This is a genomic window from Gordonia lacunae (genome assembly GCF_002149015.1).
GTDB classification, from domain to species: Bacteria; Actinomycetota; Actinomycetes; order Mycobacteriales; family Mycobacteriaceae; genus Gordonia; species Gordonia lacunae.
Map to the genome: position 1 here is coordinate 107,056 of NZ_NGFO01000015.1, position 19,642 is coordinate 126,697.

The 19,642-nt window shown below is 68.6% G+C and carries 24 protein-coding genes and 1 tRNA gene; 11 read left to right on the forward strand and 14 right to left on the reverse strand.

From position 1 onward, the window contains the following. Positions 1–145 precede the first annotated feature (145 nt). From CA982_RS14315 to CA982_RS14325, 3 genes are all read left to right on the forward strand, one after another. Complete coding sequence (locus CA982_RS14315) at positions 146–1,753, forward strand: hypothetical protein (protein ID WP_086536012.1); 1,608 nt, start codon at positions 146–148, stop codon at positions 1,751–1,753. 103 nt (positions 1,754–1,856) lie between these two features. After that, the gene (locus tag CA982_RS14320) at positions 1,857–2,216 is read left to right on the forward strand and encodes a histone-like nucleoid-structuring protein Lsr2 (protein WP_244176268.1); all 360 of its coding nucleotides are present in this window, start codon (positions 1,857–1,859) and stop codon (positions 2,214–2,216) included. A gap of 313 nt (positions 2,217–2,529) precedes the next feature. Next, complete coding sequence (locus CA982_RS14325) at positions 2,530–2,814, forward strand: hypothetical protein (protein ID WP_086535972.1); 285 nt, start codon at positions 2,530–2,532, stop codon at positions 2,812–2,814. 1 nt (position 2,815) lies between these two features. Here CA982_RS14325 and CA982_RS14330 read toward each other — a convergent pair whose 3' ends face one another. The 3 genes from CA982_RS14330 to CA982_RS14340 form a co-directional block, all read right to left on the reverse strand. Continuing rightward, positions 2,816–4,204 carry an outer membrane protein assembly factor BamB family protein gene (locus CA982_RS14330; protein ID WP_086535973.1) on the reverse strand — a complete coding sequence of 463 codons (1,389 nt, stop codon included), beginning with the start codon at positions 4,202–4,204 and terminating at the stop codon, positions 2,816–2,818. A 3-nt stretch (positions 4,205–4,207) separates the two neighbouring features. Continuing rightward, positions 4,208–5,554: a hypothetical protein gene (locus CA982_RS14335; RefSeq protein ID WP_086535974.1), complete on the reverse strand. Its 1,347-nt coding sequence runs from the start codon at positions 5,552–5,554 to the stop codon at positions 4,208–4,210. 57 nt (positions 5,555–5,611) lie between these two features. Then, positions 5,612–5,693: transfer RNA gene (locus CA982_RS14340), tRNA-Leu, on the reverse strand. Positions 5,694–5,792: 99 nt separating this feature from the next. Between CA982_RS14340 and CA982_RS14345 the strand changes: the two genes are divergently transcribed. The 5 genes from CA982_RS14345 to CA982_RS14365 all read left to right on the forward strand — a co-directional run bounded on the left by CA982_RS14345 (position 5,793) and on the right by CA982_RS14365 (position 9,185). Next, positions 5,793–6,230, forward strand: coding sequence for a transcriptional regulator (locus CA982_RS14345; RefSeq protein ID WP_086535975.1), 438 nt, complete (start codon positions 5,793–5,795; stop codon positions 6,228–6,230). After that, positions 6,227–6,577 (forward strand): DUF3817 domain-containing protein, encoded by a 351-nt coding sequence (locus CA982_RS14350; protein WP_086535976.1) that lies wholly within the window; start codon positions 6,227–6,229, stop codon positions 6,575–6,577. Before CA982_RS14345 ends, CA982_RS14350 begins: the two co-directional genes overlap by 4 nt. A 49-nt stretch (positions 6,578–6,626) precedes the next feature. Continuing rightward, a complete protein-coding gene (locus CA982_RS14355) occupies positions 6,627–7,733 on the forward strand; it encodes a glycosyltransferase (RefSeq protein ID WP_086535977.1) in 1,107 nt (368 codons plus the stop codon). A gap of 199 nt (positions 7,734–7,932) precedes the next feature. Then, positions 7,933–8,550, forward strand: a complete 618-nt coding sequence (locus CA982_RS14360; RefSeq protein WP_086535978.1) for a TetR/AcrR family transcriptional regulator — start codon at positions 7,933–7,935, stop codon at positions 8,548–8,550. Further along, positions 8,547–9,185, forward strand: coding sequence for a GNAT family N-acetyltransferase (locus tag CA982_RS14365; protein ID WP_064571497.1), 639 nt, complete (start codon positions 8,547–8,549; stop codon positions 9,183–9,185). The genes CA982_RS14360 and CA982_RS14365 overlap by 4 nt, the downstream gene beginning before the upstream one ends. Positions 9,186–9,213: 28 nt before the next feature. On the opposite strand, the gene rdgB is transcribed toward CA982_RS14365, so the two are convergent. From rdgB to CA982_RS14405, 8 genes are all read right to left on the reverse strand, one after another. Next, positions 9,214–9,828 carry an RdgB/HAM1 family non-canonical purine NTP pyrophosphatase gene (gene rdgB, locus CA982_RS14370; protein WP_086535979.1) on the reverse strand — a complete coding sequence of 205 codons (615 nt, stop codon included), beginning with the start codon at positions 9,826–9,828 and terminating at the stop codon, positions 9,214–9,216. Beyond that, complete coding sequence (gene rph, locus CA982_RS14375) at positions 9,828–10,583, reverse strand: ribonuclease PH (RefSeq protein WP_004019532.1); 756 nt, start codon at positions 10,581–10,583, stop codon at positions 9,828–9,830. Before rph ends, rdgB begins: the two co-directional genes overlap by 1 nt. Before the next feature lie 35 nt (positions 10,584–10,618). Continuing rightward, positions 10,619–11,383: a cyclic nucleotide-degrading phosphodiesterase gene (locus CA982_RS14380; RefSeq protein WP_086535980.1), complete on the reverse strand. Its 765-nt coding sequence runs from the start codon at positions 11,381–11,383 to the stop codon at positions 10,619–10,621. Between the two features lie 78 nt (positions 11,384–11,461). Continuing rightward, a complete protein-coding gene (gene murI, locus CA982_RS14385; RefSeq protein WP_174316842.1) occupies positions 11,462–12,268 on the reverse strand; it encodes a glutamate racemase in 807 nt (268 codons plus the stop codon). Then, complete coding sequence (locus CA982_RS14390) at positions 12,268–12,900, reverse strand: rhomboid family intramembrane serine protease (RefSeq protein WP_086535981.1); 633 nt, start codon at positions 12,898–12,900, stop codon at positions 12,268–12,270. Before CA982_RS14390 ends, murI begins: the two co-directional genes overlap by 1 nt. A 26-nt stretch (positions 12,901–12,926) precedes the next feature. Further along, entirely contained in the window at positions 12,927–13,898 is a 972-nt protein-coding gene (locus tag CA982_RS14395) for a PLP-dependent cysteine synthase family protein (RefSeq protein ID WP_086535982.1), read from the reverse strand. Positions 13,899–13,900: 2 nt separating this feature from the next. Continuing rightward, positions 13,901–14,188, reverse strand: coding sequence for a MoaD/ThiS family protein (locus CA982_RS14400; protein ID WP_086535983.1), 288 nt, complete (start codon positions 14,186–14,188; stop codon positions 13,901–13,903). Positions 14,189–14,190: 2 nt separating this feature from the next. Then, positions 14,191–14,598, reverse strand: a complete 408-nt coding sequence (locus tag CA982_RS14405; RefSeq protein WP_086535984.1) for a M67 family metallopeptidase — start codon at positions 14,596–14,598, stop codon at positions 14,191–14,193. Between the two features lie 298 nt (positions 14,599–14,896). Here CA982_RS14405 and CA982_RS14410 point away from each other — a divergent pair, with 298 nt between their 5' ends. Both CA982_RS14410 and CA982_RS14415 read left to right on the forward strand, forming a co-directional pair. Continuing rightward, positions 14,897–15,727, forward strand: coding sequence for an LppX_LprAFG lipoprotein (locus tag CA982_RS14410; RefSeq protein ID WP_086535985.1), 831 nt, complete (start codon positions 14,897–14,899; stop codon positions 15,725–15,727). Positions 15,728–15,769: 42 nt separating this feature from the next. Then, on the forward strand, positions 15,770–16,177 hold the full coding sequence (locus CA982_RS14415; RefSeq protein WP_244176270.1) for a DUF4189 domain-containing protein: 408 nt from the start codon (positions 15,770–15,772) through the stop codon (positions 16,175–16,177). A gap of 27 nt (positions 16,178–16,204) precedes the next feature. On the opposite strand, the gene CA982_RS14420 is transcribed toward CA982_RS14415, so the two are convergent. Genes CA982_RS14420 through clpS form a run of 3 tightly spaced genes read right to left on the reverse strand, consistent with a single transcriptional unit; the run spans position 16,205 to position 18,292 of the window. Further along, complete coding sequence (locus CA982_RS14420) at positions 16,205–17,305, reverse strand: P1 family peptidase (protein WP_086535987.1); 1,101 nt, start codon at positions 17,303–17,305, stop codon at positions 16,205–16,207. A gap of 57 nt (positions 17,306–17,362) precedes the next feature. After that, on the reverse strand, positions 17,363–17,938 hold the full coding sequence (gene aosR / locus CA982_RS14425; RefSeq protein ID WP_086535988.1) for an oxidative stress transcriptional regulator AosR: 576 nt from the start codon (positions 17,936–17,938) through the stop codon (positions 17,363–17,365). 30 nt (positions 17,939–17,968) lie between these two features. Continuing rightward, positions 17,969–18,292, reverse strand: coding sequence for an ATP-dependent Clp protease adapter ClpS (gene clpS, locus CA982_RS14430; RefSeq protein WP_033203522.1), 324 nt, complete (start codon positions 18,290–18,292; stop codon positions 17,969–17,971). 19 nt (positions 18,293–18,311) lie between these two features. On the opposite strand from clpS, the gene CA982_RS14435 reads away from it, so the two are divergent. Then, the gene (locus tag CA982_RS14435) at positions 18,312–19,616 is read left to right on the forward strand and encodes a nicotinate phosphoribosyltransferase (RefSeq protein WP_086535989.1); all 1,305 of its coding nucleotides are present in this window, start codon (positions 18,312–18,314) and stop codon (positions 19,614–19,616) included. Positions 19,617–19,642: the final 26 nt, after the last annotated feature.

The window sequence follows — 19,642 nt, forward strand, 5'->3', positions numbered from 1 at the left end:
TGCCGTGATGGCGGCGGGCGCCGACACTGTCGCCGGGGTACCAGACGACTATTCGGGTAGTGGGTGCATGAGTTCAGGTCGGGGCAATGCAGCACGGTGCGTACAGCCATGGCTACTGCGACTCGTCGCGGTGTTCACAGTGACGATGTCGTTTCCCACTCTGGCGGCCGGGACCGGCACTGCCGCGATCGTCGGCACTACGGCACCGTTCTCGGCAGCTCCGCTGCGTGCCACGCCGGTCCACGAGCTGACCCCGACCGTCGATCCCGAAACCGAGACCTACCCGGAACGCCTCGAGCGGATCGAGACCCTGACCCGCCCACTGTTGCCGACGCCGAAGGCCCTCGACGGTGTCGAGACACGATGCGCGAGCGGCGATTTCACGACCCTTTCGGTGGTGTACGACTCGATCTTCGAGTCCGTGTACGACATCCTGCCGCCCTCATTGCAGGCGTCGGCACGCGCGAGCCGGGTTGCCGCGCATCGCGACATGCGCAGGCTGCACATCTCGACCCTCGCCGTGACCGAGCACCCGCTCACCCTCGGGGCCGACGACGACGACCCCGCCCTCGACTACCGCGACCCGATCTCGCAGCTCCTCGTCTCGAACCTCCTCAAGATCCGCGACGGCCGGCACACCGAGGCGATCCCGCTCGGGAACATCACCGTGATCCAAGCCGTCGAAACGGTGTGGCTGTACATGTTCACCACCGTCCTGATCCCGGCCCGGCTCCTCGTCGGGTCGGCACCCGACCTCGGTAGTCCGTTCGCGGGCACCGACGCCGACGGCCTGGCACAGTTCGTCACCTACAACTGGCTGCTGTCCGCCTTCGTCTTCTCCTCCGAGTTCGCGGTGAAGGCACTCTTGCGCGCCACGGCGAAGACCGTTCTCGATCAGTGCGTCGCACGGGTGACCGACGAGCAGCGCGCCCAGGCCGGGCGCCCGAGTGACACCGTCCGCTTCGACATCCCGATCCCGCCGATGGTGGCGGAGATCGCCGATCACCTCGCGCTGGCCGACGTCGAGACCTGCACGCCGATCGGCTCCCTCACGCTCGGTCGGTTGGTCCGCTACGTGTCCGCACAGGCACAGGAGAACAACCCCGCCGATGCGGCCCGCATTCGCGCCGAGACGACGCGAATCCTGAGCGTCATGCGCGGAATCCGCGTCCACCACAACCTGATCCCGCTCGATCCGGCGGAGGATCGCTCCGTCGGGGAATTGGGCGTCTCGCTCTTCGGTTCCTTGATCCCGATCTTCGGCGGCGCCCCGCTGGACATCCTGCTCGGCATCGGGCACAACCTCGGCCACGGCGCGGATCCCTGGGAGACCGTGTCCCTCGACGAGCTCACCGTCAGCAAACCGATCACCGCGGCGCATTACGCGTACAAACTCGCCCTCCACCTGATCCGGGAGGTCGGCAACGTCGTCGAGCCGTCCATCCTCGGCGACAGCCCACTGCGTCCGACCCGCCTGCTGGTGACCGTCCTGGGACTGCCGATGACCTATGGGCTGGTGACCGCACACCATGTGATCCGATCGATGTGCCTGCGCGTCGACGACACCACGGGTGGCGGGCTGGGCGCCGAGGCGAACCGGCGGATGACAACGGACTCCACTCCGCAAGTCGGTGTGACCCGGAAACGCGAATCACCCCGGCCGTCCGCGTCGAGAACAGCGAAACCGTCGCGTGCCACCAGCACCATTCCGCGTCCCGAAGCGCCTCGGTTCAGCATTCCCGGCCTGAATTGAGTCCGCATTCGACGGACTCGCCGCGCGATAAACCGGAGTGAGTCTCGACACTGGAATGCAGACGTCCATGATTCCGGTCCGGGTATCGACTACCGTGGTCAGCGTGTCGAAAATTCAGACGGTGACCTTTGTCGACGACCTTGACGGTCGTGAACTCGATCCCCAAGACGCACAAACGGTTTCGTGGTCGTGGCTCGGCGTCGACTACGAACTCGACGTGTCCTCGACCAATCTCGACAAGATCGAGCAGGGAAAAGTGACCGTAGCGAAATTGCTCAAGGCGTCGACCCGAGTCGGCGGCCGTCGGCGGTCACCATCAGCACGAACGAAGACGAATTCTGGCGCGACCAACCCGTCGGTGAATGCTTCTATTCGAGAATGGGCGGCCGACAACGGTTACGAGGTGTCCGCCCGCGGCCGGATTCCGAACGACATCGTCGAGGCCTACAACGCCGCCCACTGATCCAGTCGGCGGTTTTGTCTGATTGATCGCCAGAGTCCGATTTCACGGACTCTGGCGATTTGTCGTTTCGCCGGGCCGGTCGTCATGAATACGTATCGCTCTGCGCCGCAGATCATTCGGTACACGCAACAGAAATCCACTGCCGGGGCGTCGAATCGAGACGACGGGCGGGTTCCGTCGCACGGGTAGCACACCCACAACATTCACTCTGTCAATGGCCTCATTTGGTACGCTGATGCACACGAACGGTGTGCCAACGGCGTGCGGAGCAGTTCACCGTCGAAGGCCACCCCGAGGGGGACAGGACAATCGGATGAGCACGACGGAGAACGAGCCGGTCGACCACGACGGCGCCGGCGGCGAGGCCCCAGAGGAGGTCGCCGTGGCGGCCCGCGTCAGGGTGACGCTCGACGACGGTTCGACCAGGGAGGGCGAGGTCGTCGACGACTTCGCGGACCTGGCCGGCGACACGACCATCGAAACCCGCATCGACGACGAGCACACCGCGCGCCTACGCCGCTGGGCGATCTCGACCGACGATCACGACATCGTCTTCGCCGACGACGACGCGGTCGAGGTCATCTCGGCCCAGCTGTGACTCAGAGGGGCGCGAGCCTGATCATTCGACGGTCCGACGAGAAGATCCACCCGTCGCCGTAGGGCTCGAGTGCTCTGCCGGTGATGAATGCTTCCGGGTCGGAATCGATGGCGAGGAACGGTGCCGTCCACGCGATCTCGCCGGTGGTCACGTCGACTGCGGTGAGGGCGACGCCATCGCTGCCGGCCAATAGACCGTCACGGTACGAATCTGGACTCACCGTGGCGTTCGCATACTCGCTCCACACCTTGTGCCACAGACGTTCACCTGTGTGGAGGTCGATACCACTCTCGCTGCGGATCTTGCTGTTCGTGTCGAGCAGGTACACAACGCCACCGGCGACCGCTGTCACGGTTCCGGTTGCGTTGCTGTCGCGCGATATGAGGTCGCTGTTGGTCCACAGTCGGTCGCCGGTGGCACGGTCGTAGGCCGAGTCGCCGAGTAGGACGGGGTCGGCGTCGGTCGTGGCCTCGAAACCCGGTCGTTGGACGGTGGGATTCGAGCTCGACGCGACCACCTTCCCGTCCGGCCCCCTGAGCAGTTGCTCGGACGCATTGCCGGCCGACTCGCAGCCGGTGTCGGTGTGGACGAGATACCCGCCCGGCAGCAGTGTCGAGGTTCCGACGCATTGTGTTCCGTTGCTCCACAATTGGGCGCCCGATCCGGCATCGAACAGGGCGAGGTCGCCGCCGGTGCGCACCAGGCCGACCCCGTCGATCACGGTGAGCGCCTCGCTGCTGTACACCTCCTCGTAGGAGGCGCCGACGTCGAATCGGCGGGTCCAGTGGGCGGACACATCGTCAAAGGTGCCCGAGTGGACTCGCACGTCGTTCTCCTCGACGCTGCCCTCGGCGACGTACAGTGCGTCAGACGTGGTCGTGATGGCGAAGATGCTCTCGGACACCGTGCGTCGCGCCGATTCCCCCGAGTCGATGTCGTAGGTGACGAGTTCGGAACCCTTCCGAAGGGCGTGGCAGTAGATCTTGCCATGGAGTGGAACATCACTGCAGCTGACGAGATCGTGCGCGGGAGCCTGCCAGCGCACGTCTCCGCTGCCCGCGTCGATGCCGATCATCACGGGATCACCGAGGGTTGTGCCCTCATTCGGGGTGCCGACGACGGTGAGAAGCGTGTCGCCGGACCGGATCACCCCCGGTTCGCCTGCGGTGAACGCGGTTCCTCCGCGCGGGTCGGCGAACGCGGCGAAAGGACGACCCAGCGACTCGGCCGGATCGAACGACCAGGCGAGACCAGGCGTCTCCGCCGTGGTTCCGGTGATCTTCTTGACCGTCGACGGAACGCGGTCCACCCACACCACGGTCGCCGCGGAGACCGTCACGACCGCGACCACCGCGGCGACACCCAGCGTCCAGGTACTCCGGGCCCGCATCGGTCAGAGCTCCAAACCTGGTGTCAGGGCGATCTGTTCCAGCTCCTGCACCGACATCGGCTCGGCCGGCGAGTCCGCCGTGGAACTGACCGAGATGCGGGTGCCCGTCGGTCGGGTCACCACCACGGAATGGGTCGCCTCCCTGATCTGATCCCGTGGGTCGGTCGTCGACGACCTCGACTGCCACACGACGTCGGTCTGCACCACGGTCCCATCGGGGAGGGCGCGCAGCGTCTTCGGGCTACCCCGGCCCGGGACCGGGCGTTCTCCGGACGGCCTCGGCTGGCCACCGATGATCGTGATGTCTATGGCCACACCATCTCCGAGATCCGCGACGCCGGCGCACAGCATGCCTTCCGCAGGTGGACCCACCGGCACCATCGGCGGCAACCGCGCGCCGCCCAGATCGACGGTGGCGAGTACGGCGTCGAGTTTGCGTGCCTCCTCGCGCGTCACCGGGGTGCCCTTGTACGACTCGAAAGGGCTCTCACAGTGTTCGATCGGCGTCGGCGTACCCGGGGCGACCGGGGCGCTGACGCGAAGTCCCGGGTCGTCGACGATGCGCACCAGGTCGTCGATGGACAACGGCACCGAGCCGCTGTGGTCTTGCTGGTTCGCACCGGTCGCGTCACTGGCCCGCGCGGTGATCCAGGATCCGTCGGCCACGTAGGCGCGGGCAGTCCGCGTGAGCGTCCGGATCCCGTCCACTTCTTGCCAGGTGTCGTGGAGATCGACCACCACGCCGTCGCGAAGCGTGCGGCGTTCATCGAGTTGCCCTGCCACACAAGGCGGAATCGGTAGTGACGAGCGTTCGACATCGACAGACACCGAGCCCCTGGCATCTCCGTTGATCAGCTCACCCCCGGCGTACGTCGACCCACGGGGCTCCGGGGCCGGAGCATTGAAAGAGGTGATCGGTTGGAAGATGAACGATTGCCGCGGGCTCGCGAAGGTGATGTCGGCCCGGGCCGGGAGCGCTCTGGCCAGCGCAGCTGACATCGCGGTCGCCTTCGGTCCGTTGAACCAGGGGAACTCCGGATTGTCGTACGTCGGCGGCTCCCCCGATCCGGCGAACGCGGTGTAGCCCGACTCGTCGGGAACCTCGACGACCTCGCATCCGGGAATGGGCGCGTCGTGGTCGACCGGCTCATCGACCACGATCGGCGTCTCGGTGGCAGCGGGATCGGCCTGCTCGGCGCCGGACGACGCCGGCGGCGTTGTCGTGAGCTCGGGGTCCGGTGACGGCAGCACAAGCCCGGCGACAACGAACCCGAGAGCGACAACCGACACGAGCACCAGCGCGGTGGTCCAGGGCCGCGTCGACGGCGTCGCATTCTCGTCGTGCGCCATCTCGGCCGCCCCTTCTGTCGACGGACGCATAACGCAGGACCGCGCCGGACGATCAAGTGCGCGAGGGGGGACTTGAACCCCCACGTCCTGAGACACTGGAACCTAAATCCAGCGCGTCTGCCAATTCCGCCACTCGCGCGTGGGCGCGACGCCCATGAAGTCGGGGAGTCACGCGGTGTAACGGCGACCACCCTACCGGCCGCGTTCTGATCATCGCAGGCCAGGTACCGTCGTAGGCATGTCCTCCACCCGTCGCCGCACCCACCGGCCCGCGCTCACGGTGCTCGCCGTATCCGCCGCCGTCGTGTGCCTGGTACTCGCGTGGTGGCAGTGGTCGCGGTACGAGTCGGCGTCTGGTTCCGGACTGAACCTCGGCTACGCCCTGCAGTGGCCGGCGTTCGCGGCGGCAGTGATCTATGCCTACCGAAAGTTCGTCATCCTGGAGAACGATCCCGACGAGGCACGCAGGGTCGGCGCCGGCACGTCCGTGGCCCAGATCCCCGAGGGAATCCTTCCCGAACGTCCGACGACCCCCAGCGCATCCTCACTGACCACGTCGGACCCCGCGAACGATGTCGCCCTCGCCGAGTACAACCGCTATCTGGCCGAACTCCGCGACGCCGACGCCCACCCGACCGACACGACAACCACCCCCTCATCGAAAGGCCAGCAGTGACCGAGACCGATTCCACCGCCCCCGCCCTCGCCGCCCCGGTGGAGAAGGTCCGCGGCGCGCTGTTGCGGTATCGCGTCCTCGCCTGGATCACCGGCGTGTGGCTGCTGTTGCTCGTCGTCGAGCTCGTCCTCACATACGGCTTCGACAACCACGCCCTGGACTTCGTGCCGTTCGTGCACGGCTGGGTCTACTTCGTCTACCTGATCATGGCCATCGACCTCGCGATCAAGGTCCGTTGGAGCGCGGGCAAGACCATCATCACCGCGATCGCCGGCACGATTCCCTTTCTGTCCTTCTGGTTCGAGCACAAGCGCACCCGGGAAGTGAAGGCGCAGTTCAACCTCTGATCAGGTCACGCTGGACGTCCGTTCACCCGGGTCCGGCTCACTGGACACCGTGCGGATCGTCCAGCTCGCGAACTTCTATGGCGGACGCTCCGGCGGTCTGCGCACGGCGGTGGACCGCTGGGGCGCGGGCTATGTGGAGGCAGGTCACGACGTCGTCCTGATCGTCCCCGGTGCGGACCGCGGCGAGGAGACCCTGCCCTCCGGCGTCACCCGCATCGCGGTCGCCGCACCACGCATTCCGGGCTCAGGCGGTTACCGCCTGGCGTCTGCACGTCGGGTCGCCGACGTACTCAGTCATCTCCGCCCCGAGGCCCTCGAGGTCTCCGACCGCCTGACCCTCCGCGGCTTCGGCCGGTGGGCGCGCGCCCGGGACATCCATTCGACGATGGTGTCCCATGAACGCCTCGACCGCTTGCTGGGCCAGGTCATGCCGGGTCCGACGGCGCGCGCGCTCGCCGACCGAGCCAACGCTGCCACCGCCCGCGACTACGACACCGTCGTGTGTACCACCGACTTCGCGGCCGCCGAGTTCGACCGCGTGGCGGCGACCAACGTCGTCCGCGCCCCGCTGGGTGTCGACCTCGACGTCTTCGACCCGCGTCACCTCGACCCGGATCTGGGTGCGCGGTGGTCCGACGGCACCGGGGCACTCATCGCCCACTGCGGTCGCCTCTCGGTGGAGAAGCGTGCCGACCGCAGCATCGCCGCGCTCCACAGGCTCCACCGGTCCGGGACGCCCGCGCGTCTGGTGATCGCGGGGGACGGGCCGATGCGCGGACCGCTGCAGCACCTGGCCCGCGGACTCCCGGTGACATTCTTGGGCCATCTCTCCGAGCGGAGACACGTCGCCGCCCTCCTTGCCAGCGCTGACCTCTCGCTCTCCCCCGGACCGCACGAGACGTTCTGCCTGTCCGCGCTGGAATCGCTCGCCGCCGGCACACCGGTCATCGGATCACGGTCGTCAGCCGTCGCGAGCCTGGTCGACGACACGTGCGGCGCGGCCGCCGAGGACTCCGGGTCGGGTTTCGCGAGCGCGATCCGGCAGGTGCTCAGCCTCCCTCGGCTCGATCGCGAACGAGCGGCCCGCCACCGGGCCACCCAATACCGCTGGCCCGATTCGGTCGCGCGGATGCTGGGTGTCCACGCCGGCAGCTGAGCACCACCCCACCTCTCCAGTGCACGGTCGATTTTGATGTCGACGCACACTCGACGCGATCGGCCGCACAGTCGACGGAAGGCGCGAGGCCGCCAGGTTCCTCGCACTCCCCCGGGGTTGAAACTGTACCGTCTGGACGGTACAGTATTAGGTGAGGTCAACGAATGCCCTGCCGATTCACATCCGAAGGGGGCCCGACATGGCACGCACGTCCGGACGCACCGCCGCCGATACGCGACGGTCGATCCTCGACGCCGCGGCCCGGCTCGTCGCGCGGCAGGGTGCCGCGGTGTCGGTGTCCGAGATCGCCGCCGCGGCCGGGGTGTCGAAAGGCGGGCTGCTCTATCACTTCCCCGCCAAGGAGGGTCTGCTCGAGGAACTCGCCGCCGACCTGATGGCCCAGTTCCGCGCCGATGTCGAGCGAGCCGCCGACGCGGAGGCCGAGGCACCGGGACGACTCACCAGGGCCTACATCCGGGTGAGTTTCGCCGACGCCCGGGACTCCGCCGGACTGCGTGACCAGATCGCGCTGGCCGCGAGCCTGATGTACGAACCGGGCCCGGCCGATCTCGCCCAGCAGGACGCCGACCACTGGCGTGCCGCGCTGACCGACGACGGCCTCGACCCGGCGATCACACGCCTCATCATCGCGGCCGCCGACGGCTCGAACACCGCCCCGCTCTGGGGAGCGGTCCTCGACGACGGCGACCGGGCCGCACTCGAAGCAGATCTCGTCGCACTCACCTACGGGTCGGGACCACTGTCCCCCACCCCGGCAACCACACTCGACAACACCGACGCAAAGAAGGGATCATGACCGACATCACCTATCGCCCATACCGTTCCACCGACGCCGAGGACGTCAAGAAGATCATCGACGAGGCGTTCTACATCCACCGATACGTCCGCGGCCGTCGCGTTCTGGACAGTGCACTCGAGGTCTATCTGCGCGAGCAACTGGTGGCGAGCACCTGGAGCCGCGTCGCAGAGAAGGACGGTCACGTGGTCGGGATCATCCTGGGACGGATCGACGGTGAACCGCACCTGCGCGAGCGGACGAAGAACCGGGCGCTCCTCTGGGTACACACCGCCCGAGCCGCCGTCCTCGGCCTGTCCCAGTTGAAGTCGCTGCGCGGCTTCTTCGCATACGAATCGGTGGCCCACCGGCTCGGCGCCCAGACCGGCAGGCCGCTCGACGACGAACTGACCCTCTTCGCCGTCGCCTCCACCACGCGGGGACACGGCGTCGGAGCCGCACTCTACCGAGCGTTCCTGGACCATCTCCGGGACCGCGGCCGCTCGGACTTCCATCTGTACACGGACTCACTGTGCACGTTCGGATTCTATGAGCGACAGGGAATGTCGCGGGCCGGTGCCGACGACATGGACATCCTGCTCGACGGCCGGCCCCATACGCTGGGCGTCTACATGTACACCGGCAGCACGAGCTGATCTCGTCCCTACGACAGCGCGAAGGGCATCAGCCCGCGAGCGCTCGCAGCGCCGGCACCAGCTGCGCCAACGCTTTTCCGCGGTGACTGAGCCCGTCCTTCTCCTCCGGCGACAATTCCGCCGCGGACCGTCCGGCGGCGATCTCGTCCTCGGGGGCGAACAACGGGTCGTAGCCGAATCCGTGCGGCCCGCGTTCTTCCCGCAGGACCCGTCCACGCCACTCACCGCGCACCACCGTCTCGGTCCCGTCCGGGAGCACGAGGGCGCACGCCGACACGAATGCCGCGCCACGGCGCTCGTCCGGGGTGTCCGACAACTGGGCCAGCAGCAGCGAGTTGTTGGCCGGGTCGTCGCCGTGCCGGCCCGACCAACGCGCCGACAGCACGCCCGGCATTCCGTTCAGAGCATCGACCGCAATTCCGGAATCGTCGGCGAGACAAGGAATTCCGATGGCCTTCGCGCCTGCCCGGGCTTTGATGAGTGCGTTGTCCTCGAAGGTGGCCCCGGTCTCGGGTTCCTCCGGGTAGTCGGGCACGGCGTCGAGGCCGACGACCTCGACCCCGGTGATACCCGCGGCGTCGACGACACGCTGGAGCTCGGCGAGCTTCTTGCGGTTACGGCTCGCCAGCAGCACCGAGGACATCAGGCCCGACCGGGGAGTTCGCCCGGGTACGGTTCGGCGAGCACCGCCCGCTGAGCCTCGAACAGCTTCTCCGTACCGACGGCGGCCACGTCGAGCAGCGCATCGAGGGTCGAACGCGGGAAGGTCGCTCCCTCGCCGGTGCCCTGCACCTCGACGAGGGTGCCGGCGTCGGTGGCCACGACGTTCATGTCCACCTCGGCCCGCGAATCCTCCTCGTAGGGCAGGTCGAGTCGGACGCGGCCGTCGACGACACCGACGCTCACCGCGGCGATCGCGCACGAAAGAGGTTGCGGGTCGGACAGTTTGCCCGCGGCGCGCAGGTAGGTGACCGCGTCCGCCAGCGCGACATAGGCGCCGGTGATGGCCGCGGTGCGGGTACCACCGTCGGCCTGCAGGACGTCGCAGTCGAGGGCGATGGTGTTCTCTCCCAGCGCGCCGAGATCGATACATGCGCGCAGTGAGCGACCGATCAACCGGCTGATCTCGTGGGTGCGCCCACCGACCCGCCCCTTGACCGACTCACGCGACGACCGATCGTGGGTGGCGGCCGGCAGCATCGCGTACTCCGCGGTCAGCCACCCGAGCCCGGAACCACGGCGCCAGGGCGGCACCCCATCGGTGACACTCGCGGTGCACATCACCCGGGTCTTGCCGAATTCCACCAGGACCGAACCCGCCGGGTGGCTGGTGAAACCGCGGGTGAACGTGATGGGACGGAGTTCGTCGTCGGCTCTGCCGTCAGCTCGTGTGGTCACGGGTCTCACTGTAACGACCGGCGCGGGCACGACATCTAGGTGAGGTCGAAGACCTGTCCCTGGCTGACGAGCTCGGTCGGACCGGAGAACGTACTGCGGGCCTCGGCGAGGATCTCCTGCGAGTCCGACCACGGCGCGACGTGGGTGATCGCGAGCGTGCGGACGTTGGCCTTGGTCGCGGCCTCCCCCGCCTCGATCCCCGACATGTGCAGATCCGGCGGGCGTTCCGACGGTGCGTGTGTCCACGACGCCTCGCACAGGAACAGGTCCGCGTCGGCCGCGAGATCGATCAGTTCGTCGCACGGCGCCGTGTCCCCGCTGTAGGCGATGACCTGCCCCTCGGGGCCGGTGATCCGCAGGCCGAAGGTGTCGGGCGGGTGGTTGACGTTCATCGCCCGAATCCGCATCCCGCCCAGCGTGATCTCCTGATCGTCACTCCATTCGTGGACGTCGAAGGTGTCGGTGATGTCGTCGAGCTGTCCGGGGAATTCCGAGGACCCGTAGCCGATCCGCAGCGCGGTTCCGTGCGGGCCGTACAGCGGTGCCCGTTGCCTGGCCGGCTCGGGAGCGTACCGCCGCCAGACGAGCATCGCGGGGAGATCGAGACAGTGGTCGGCGTGGAGGTGACTGAGGACGACGGCGACGTTGCTGGGATCGGCAACACGCTGCAGCTCACCGAAGACTCCCGGGCCGCAGTCCACCAGGACCGGTTGTTCGCCGGGAACGGAGAGCAGATAACCGGAGCACGCGGCCCCCGGCCCGCCCACACTGCCCGAGCACCCGAGGACCGTGAGACGCATAGGCCCCACTGTGCCACGATTCCGCGCCCGGGCGTCGGCATACGGGTCACAACTGCGCGGCGAAGCGCGGTGGACTCCTCACACGTGCTGCACGGCTCCGATGACCGGACCGAGGAAACGGTTCGAGAGCTTCGCGAAGAGGTCCGGATCCCCCGTCGCCTGGAAGACGCGGGTGGCGTCGCGGCCGGTGTGCGGGTGGAGCAGGTCGGCCTCGGTGAGGACCCGGAAGAGGTCCTTCGCGGTCTCCTCCGCGCTCGACACCAGGGTCACCTCGTCGCCCATCGCGAGCTGGATGACCCCCGAGAGCAACGGATAGTGCGTGCAGCCGAGAACCACGGTGTCCACCCCGGCCTGCTGCAGCGGCTCGAGGTACCCCTGGGCGAGTCCGAGGATCTGCCGGCCGCTGGTGATCCCGCGTTCGACGAAGTCGACGAACCGCGGACACGGCACGGCCGTGATCACCGCGTCGCGTGCCGCCGCGAACGAATCCTGGTACGCCCGTGACGAGATCGTGGCCTCGGTGCCGAGGACGCCGATCCGGCCGGTCTTGGTGGCGACCACCGCACGACGCACCGCGGGCAGCACGACCTCGATGACCGGGATCGGCGCGTACCGCTCGCGAGCGTCGCGCAGGCAGGCGGCCGACGCGGTGTTGCAGGCGATGACGATGGCCTTCACCCCTCGGTCGGCGAGGTCGTCCCCGATCGCGAGGGCGTGCCGGCGGATCTCCGGGATGGTCAGTGGTCCATACGGTCCGTTGGCCGTGTCGCCGATGTAGACGATGTCCTCATCCGGCAGCAGATCGATGATGGCGCGCGCCACCGTCAGCCCCCCGACGCCCGAATCGAAGATCCCGATGGGTGCGTCCTGGCCGCCCGCCGCGATTATGGCGCCACCCCCGGGGTGGTGGCGGCCGGCCTACGTCGATCGCGAGCCGCCAGTGCCCACGCCGCGAACACACCGGCGATCGCGCCGAACAGGTGGGCCTGCCACGAGATCAACGGATCCGAGGGCAGGACGCCCCAGAGGATCGATCCGTACACCAGGAACAGCACGAGGCCGCCGAGGATCTGCCACAGATCGCGGTTGAACAGACCGCGGACGACGAGGAACGTGAGCCAGCCGAACACGATGCCCGACGCGCCGACGGTCACCGAGTACGGCGCTGCGAACAACCAGACACCGAGGCCCGACACGACCCAGATGATGCCGGTGACGATCAGGAACCGCTGCGTCATGAGCACGAGGAAACACAGCACCGCGCCGGGCATCAGATTGGCGAACAGGTGCTGCCAGTCGCCGTGCAGCAGCGGCGCCCACAGGATGCCGTCCAGTCCGTCGACCTGCCGTGGCTCGATGCCGTTCTGGTCGAGGTCGTAGCGCGTCGCCGCGTCGATCGCCTCGATGACGACGAGCACGGCGACGATGCCGGCCGTGATGATCGCCGAACGCAGCCACAGCGGGCGGGCTCGCCGCGCGGGCTGCTGCTGTCCGACCGGCGGGGTGTACGAGCTCATGGCCTAGGAGTTCCTCGGTAGCGGGGTCATGCCCAGAGCTGGCCTTCGAGCGCCTGCTCCGCGTCGTCGAGACTACCTTCGTACGCGCCGGTCGACAGATACTTCCATCCCGCGTCGGGGACGACGAACCCGATGTCGGCGCGAGTACCGGCCTTCAGCGCCCGCCGGCCGATGCCGCGGGCCGCCTGCAGGATCGCGCCGGTGGAGATCCCCGCGAAGATGCCTTCGAGGTCGATCAGTTCCCGCACTCGCGCGACCGCGTCGACACCGGTCACCGAGAAGCGCCGGGTCAGCACCGAGTCGTCGTAGAGCTCGGGGATGAAGCCCTCGTCGATGTTGCGCAGACCGTAGACCTCGTCGCCGTACCGCGGTTCGGCGGCGACGATCTCGATGTCGGGATCGCGTTCGCGGAGGAATCGCCCGACGCCCATCAGCGTGCCGGTCGTCCCGAGACCGGCCACGAAGTGGGTGATCTCGGGCAGATCCGCGAACAACTCGGGTCCGGTGCCCTCGTAGTGCGCCGCGACGTTCGCCGCGTTGCCGTACTGGTACAGCATCACCCAGTCGGGGTTCGCCGCGGCGAGTTCCTTGGCCACGGCGACCGCGGTGTTGGACCCGCCCGCCGCGGGCGACGAGATGACCTGGGCCCCGAACATCCGCAGCAGGGAACGTCGTTCCGCCGAGGTGTTCTCCGGCATCACGCAGATCAACTCGTAGCCTTTGAGTTTCGCCGCCATGGCGAGCGAGATTCCGGTGTTGCCGCTGGTCGGCTCGAGAATGGTCGACCCCGCCTGTAGCAACCCGTCCCGTTCGGCCTGCTCGATCATGCGCAGGGCGGGACGGTCTTTGATCGACCCGGTGGGGTTGCGGTCCTCGAGCTTGGCCCAGAGGCGCACGTGCGGACCCTCGTCGGAGTCGTTCCAGCGCGGCGACAGTCGCTGCAGACCGATGAGCGGGGTGTTGCCGACCGAGTCGATCAGGGAGTCATAGCGTGTCACGCTCAGCCGCCGGCGACCGCGGGCAGGATGGTCACCTCGTCGCCGTCGTCGATCGGGGTGTCGAGGCCGCCGGAGAAGCGCACGTCCTCGTCGTTCACGTAGATGTTGACGAAGCGGTGCAGCTTCGCGGTGCCGCTCTCGTCGGGAGCGACGAGACGTTCTTTCAGACCGGCGTTGCCCGAATCGAGGTCGTCGATCAGCGCGGCCAGCGTCGAACCCGACCCCTCGACGCGCTTCTCGCCGCCTGTGTGGGTACGCAGGATCGTCGGGATGGACACGGTGACAGACATTCTCAGCTCCTGATCTCGATCTCTTCTTCGGTGACCGCGCCGTCGACGATGCGATAGCTACGGATCTCGGTGGTCTCCGGGTCGCGCGTGGACACCAGCACGTAGTGGGCGCCGGGCTCACCGGCATAGGAGATGTCGGTACGGCTCGGATACGCCTCGGTGGCGGTGTGCGAGTGGTAGATGACCACCGGCTCCTCGTCGCGGCGGTCCATCTCGCGCCAGACGGCGAGCTGTTCGGCCGAGTCGAAGCGGTAGAACGTCGGCGATCGCTCGGCGTTGACCATGGCGATGAAGCGCTGCGGATCGTCGGAGCCCTCGGGCCCGGCGATCACCCCACACGCCTCGTCGGGATGGTCGGCGCGCGCGTGCGCGACCATGGCGTCGACCAGCTTCTGCCCGATCGTGAGCATCGGTGTCCCGTTCTCCTGTCCAGACGTGTGCACACCCCGAGGCCGGTTACGACCATCACCTCGCGGGTGTCCCCATTGTGGCGGATCTCGCCGACGTGCAACGTCGCCGCCGCGACACCTATTCCGCCGCGGCGTCCCTCCTCGTGGATGCACCGGGCCGCACGGCCGGATCGGCTGTCATCCGACGAGATGTCATTCGGCAGCCGTACGTACCCCCGATCCGACGCGGGACGCCGCTAGTGTTGCGTCCCAACGACACCGGGGGTGTGTCGAAAACCCAACGGAGGAGGCACTTCTCATGCAACGAGCCCAACGGGTGGCCGCGGCCGCACTGTCGACGGGGGTCGTCGCCGCGATCGTCCTGACCGGATGTTCCGCCTCCCCGACGGGTTCGCCGACCACGACCAGCGCGTCGGCCTCGACCACGGTGATCGCCGACCCGGCCGCCCAGCTCACCGCGGCGGCCACGAACACCGAGGCCCTGACCGGCGCTCACCTCGACCTCGTGGTCGACGGGACGGTCCCGAACCTCAACGCGAAGAAGCTCACCGCGGATCTGGTGACCACCCCGGCGGATGCCGCCAAGGGTGAGGCCACCGTCGTCTTCGGAACCAAGGACCCGCAGGAGGCCTCGGCCCCGTTCGTCTACGTCGGCGGAGTGCTCTACGCCGACATCGCCGGGGACGGATACCTGAGCTACGGAGACGGGAAGTCCATCTACGACGTCTCGGTGTTCCTGGACCCGGAGGACGGCCTGGCCAACGTGCTGAGGACATTCCAGAACCCGACCGGGGTCGGCTCGGAGACCATCGACGGCGTGGAGACGGCCCAGGTCAACGGCACCGTGCCGGCGGGTGCCCTCGCCGCGCTGACCGGCGCGCGTCAGGTCGTCGGCCCGCAGGACGCACCGGTTCCGACCACCGTGTGGCTGACCACCGGGACCAACCAGCTCGCCCGACTCGTCTTCACCCCGAACCCCGCGGACACGACCACCACGATCACCGTCGACCTGTCCGACTGGAACGAGACCGTCGACGTGGAGAAGCCCGACGTGATCCAGACGCCGACCGAGCCCCCGTCCGGCCCCCCGACTCCCGGTCAGCCCACCCGCGAACCGGCCGGAGGGTAGAACGCCGTGCCCACCTCTACCACTGCACACCGAGGAGCTTCCGTGAGATCCACCCGTCCGGGCTTTTCCCGACGTGTCACCGTGCTCGCCGCATCCGTGGCAGCAACCGCCTGCGCGCTCGTGGGCACCGCGGTCGCCGACCCGGCACCGGCGCACGCCTACCACGACTACTACGGCGCACTGGCGCTGTCGCCGTCGACCGGTTCGGTCGGCCGTGCCCTCGACTACGGGTCGTACGCTGCGGCTTCCGCCGCCGCGACCCGGGTCTGCCCGGCCGACGACTGCCGCGTCGTCGCGCAGTTCGTCAACGGCTGCGGCGCGATAGCGTCGTCGCCGAGTTATTGGGGGTACGGCACGGGATCACGGCTCTACACCGCCCAGGCGAACGCGCTCTACTACGCGGGCGGCGGCTCGATCTACTACTGGGGCTGCACCAGCGGGCACGGCTGAGGCGTCGAAGCCGGGGCCCGCGGTCGGTCAGCGGAACGCCGACGGCGCCGCCTGCGCGTAGGTGGGGATCGACGCGATCGGTTCCGCCGCGAGGACCGCGTCGACGATCGCCCGCTGGACGACGTCGGCCGCGACCCGGCACACCTCGGCGACCACCGCGACATCGGGGTGCATGCCCGCGGGCGTCGGAACAGGCGTCGCCGGCCGGACCGCGCCGGTGGCGATGCCGAATACCGTGTCCCCGTCCAGCGGCGAGTGCGCCGGCCGGATCGCGCGCCCGAGACCGTCGTGTCCGGCCATCGCCAGTCGCTTGGTCATCGGCGCATCGAGGACGGCGTCGGTCGCCACGACACCGATGGTCGTGTTGAGCACGGTGTGTTTCGCGGCGAGATCGGCGAGGCGGTCGAGATCGGCGTCCGACGGCCGGCGCAGACCGAGACCGGCGAGCTCGGTTTCGCCCAGATCCCACGGCAATCCGGTCTGCGGGTCGATGACCGCACCGACCGGATTCGCGACCATGAGGGCGCCGACGGTGATCCCGGCCGCGGGGCCGGCGTCGATCCTCACCGAGGCCGTCCCGACCCCGCCCTTGAGCGCGCCCGCCCGGGCGCCGACACCCGCGCCGACGCACCCGACGGCGAACTCGGTGTGCGCCGACCGAACCGCATCCGCTCCGAAGTCGGCATCGGGCCTGCGGTCCCACGCGCCGACCGGCAGGTCGAAGATCACCGCGGCGGGGACGATCGGCACCACATGTCCCCGATCGTCGAGTGGCAGGCCCACGCCGTCGGCCTCGAGCGCACGCATGACACCGTCGGCGGCGGCCAGCCCGTAGGCACTACCCCCGCTGAGCACGATCGCGTGCGCGGTCTGCACCGTGTTCGACGGGTCGAGCAGGTCGGTCTCGCGGGTACCGGGGCCGCCGCCGCGGACATCCACCGCGGCGATCGCGCCCGACGCCGACACCCGCACGACCGTGGTCCCGGTGGCCCATCCATGGCCGTCGGGGACGCCGGACGACCCGGCCACCCGCGCATCGTCGTCGACGCGATGCGCGTGCCCGACAGCGATGCCGATGATGTCGGTGATGCGGTTGCCGGCGCGGGCCGGTCGACCGGATGTGCTCACGGAACTCCTGACGTCGATCGGACACAGACCCCCAACGGACCTCTCCGAGACGTTAGTTCACATCAGCGCTTCGACGAGCAGATCCTGCATCACCGTGAGCCAGTGGTAGACGTCGAGATGCGCCGCGTGCGGGTGGTCCGGTGGCAGCTGGTCGGGCGTGTCCTCGGAGATGCCGAGCATCGCGCCGAGCGCGAGCCGGACGTCGTTGAGCGCGGTGAGCCAGGCCGCGGCCTCCTCGGGCGTGAGGACGAGGTCCCCGCCACCCGCCGGGAGGGTGTCGAGCAGCACCCGCGCCGCGCCGAGCTTGGCGTCGATGATCTGCGGCTCGTGCACGCTGCGCAACGCCGAGTTCAGTTTCCCGTTGACGACCTCGGCGGACAGCTCGTCGTCCTGGTCGGGTCGGTGGAAGTCCGGGAGGAGCCGGCCCAGGGTGACGTCGTCGGGCGCCTCCGAGTGACCGACGCTGATGCCGGTGAGCGCGGCGAGGTCGTCGTGAGGTGCGGAATCGGCCCGTTCGGTGAGCAGTTCGCACATCGAGGTGACCATCGACGCGAGCAGTTCGGCTTCGTGCGCGTCGAGCTGCGATGCGATCCGCATCGTCTCGCCGCGCCCTTTGCGTTTCCAGGTGCGCACGCGTTCAGTGTGCCCGGACCGTACGGGTGGTCACGAATCCCGCTGCATGGTGGCCCACAGACCGGCGGCGTGCAGCTTCGCGACATCGGCCTCGACCTTGTCCCGGTCACCGGAGGACACCACGGCCCGGCCCTCGGTGTGGACCTGCATCATCAGTTCATTCGCCCGGGACTCCGAATAGCCGAAGATCTTCTGGAAGACGAAGGTCACGTACCGCATCAGATTGACCGGGTCGTCCCACACGATCGTCATCCAGGGCTTGTCGAGTCCCGCCGCGCCGTCGGCGACCTCTGGTTCGGCAACCGCCGTACCGCCGGGGGTAGCCTCGTGCGCACGAGTTTCGTCAGGCGCCATAGGGACAGGGTAAGCGATTGTGAGCATCGACAACACCGCGCTGCTGACCGATCAGTACGAACTGACGATGGTCGCGGCAGCGCTTCGCCACCCGGTTGCGCACCGCCAGTGCGTATTCGAGGTCTTCGCACGGCGCCTCCCGGACGGCAGGCGCTACGGCGTCGTGGCCGGCACCGGCCGCGTGCTCGACGAGCTCGCGTCGTTCCGGTTCGGCGACGAGGAGATCGCCGTCGTCGAACGATTCCTCGATCCCGACACGGTGGCCTGGCTGCGGGACTATCGGTTCTCCGGTGACATCGACGGCTATCGCGAGGGCGAGCTCTACTTCCCCGGGTCACCGATCCTCACCGTCCGCGCGACGTTCGCCGAGGCCGTCCTGCTCGAAACCCTGATCCTGTCGATCCTCAACCACGACAGTGCGATCGCCTCGGCCGCGGCGCGCATGGTCAGCGCCGCCGGGTCGCGGCCGATCATCGAGATGGGATCGCGGCGCACCCATGAGCGCGCGGCCGTGGCCAGTGCCCGTGCCGCCTACATCGCGGGCGTCGCCGCCACCTCGAATCTGGAGGCGGCTCGCCGCTTCGGCGTGCCCAGCGCCGGCACCGCCGCCCACGCGTTCACCCTCGGCTTCACCGGACCCGACGGCCCGGATGAGAAGGCCGCGTTCGCCGCACAGATCGAGGCCCTCGGCGTCGGCACCACCCTGCTCGTCGACACCTACGACATCACCCAGGGCGTGCGCAACGCCATCGAGGTGGCCGGCCCCGGACTCGGTGCCGTGCGCATCGACTCCGGCGACCTGGGTGTGCTGGCCCGGCAGGTACGTGCCCAGCTCGACGATCTCGGCGCGACGGACACGAAGATCGTGGTCTCCGGCGATCTCGACGAATACGCGATCGCCTCGCTCCGCGCCGAGCCGGTCGACACCTACGGGGTCGGGACCTCGCTGGTCACCGGGAGCGGGGCTCCGACGGCGGGGATGGTCTACAAGCTCGTCGAGGTCGACGGTCTGCCGGTGGCCAAACGGGCGAGCCACAAGGAATCACGCGGCGGGGCCAAGTCGGCCGTCCGCGCAGCCCGGTCGAGTGGCACGATCGTCGAAGAGATCGTCTACCGCGCCGATGGAACCCGCCCCGCACCGGACGGACTCGGTATCCGGGACCTGCAGATCCCGCTCGTCCGCGGCGGGACGCCGGTCGGGTCGCTGCCGACGCTCGCCGATGCCCGCGCACACCTCGCGGCCGGCCTCGTCAGTTTGCCGTGGGAGGGTCTGGGCCTGTCCCATGGAGATCCCGCGGTGCCGACCCGCTACGAACTCGGCTGAACCGGGTCCCGACGCCCAGAATCGAT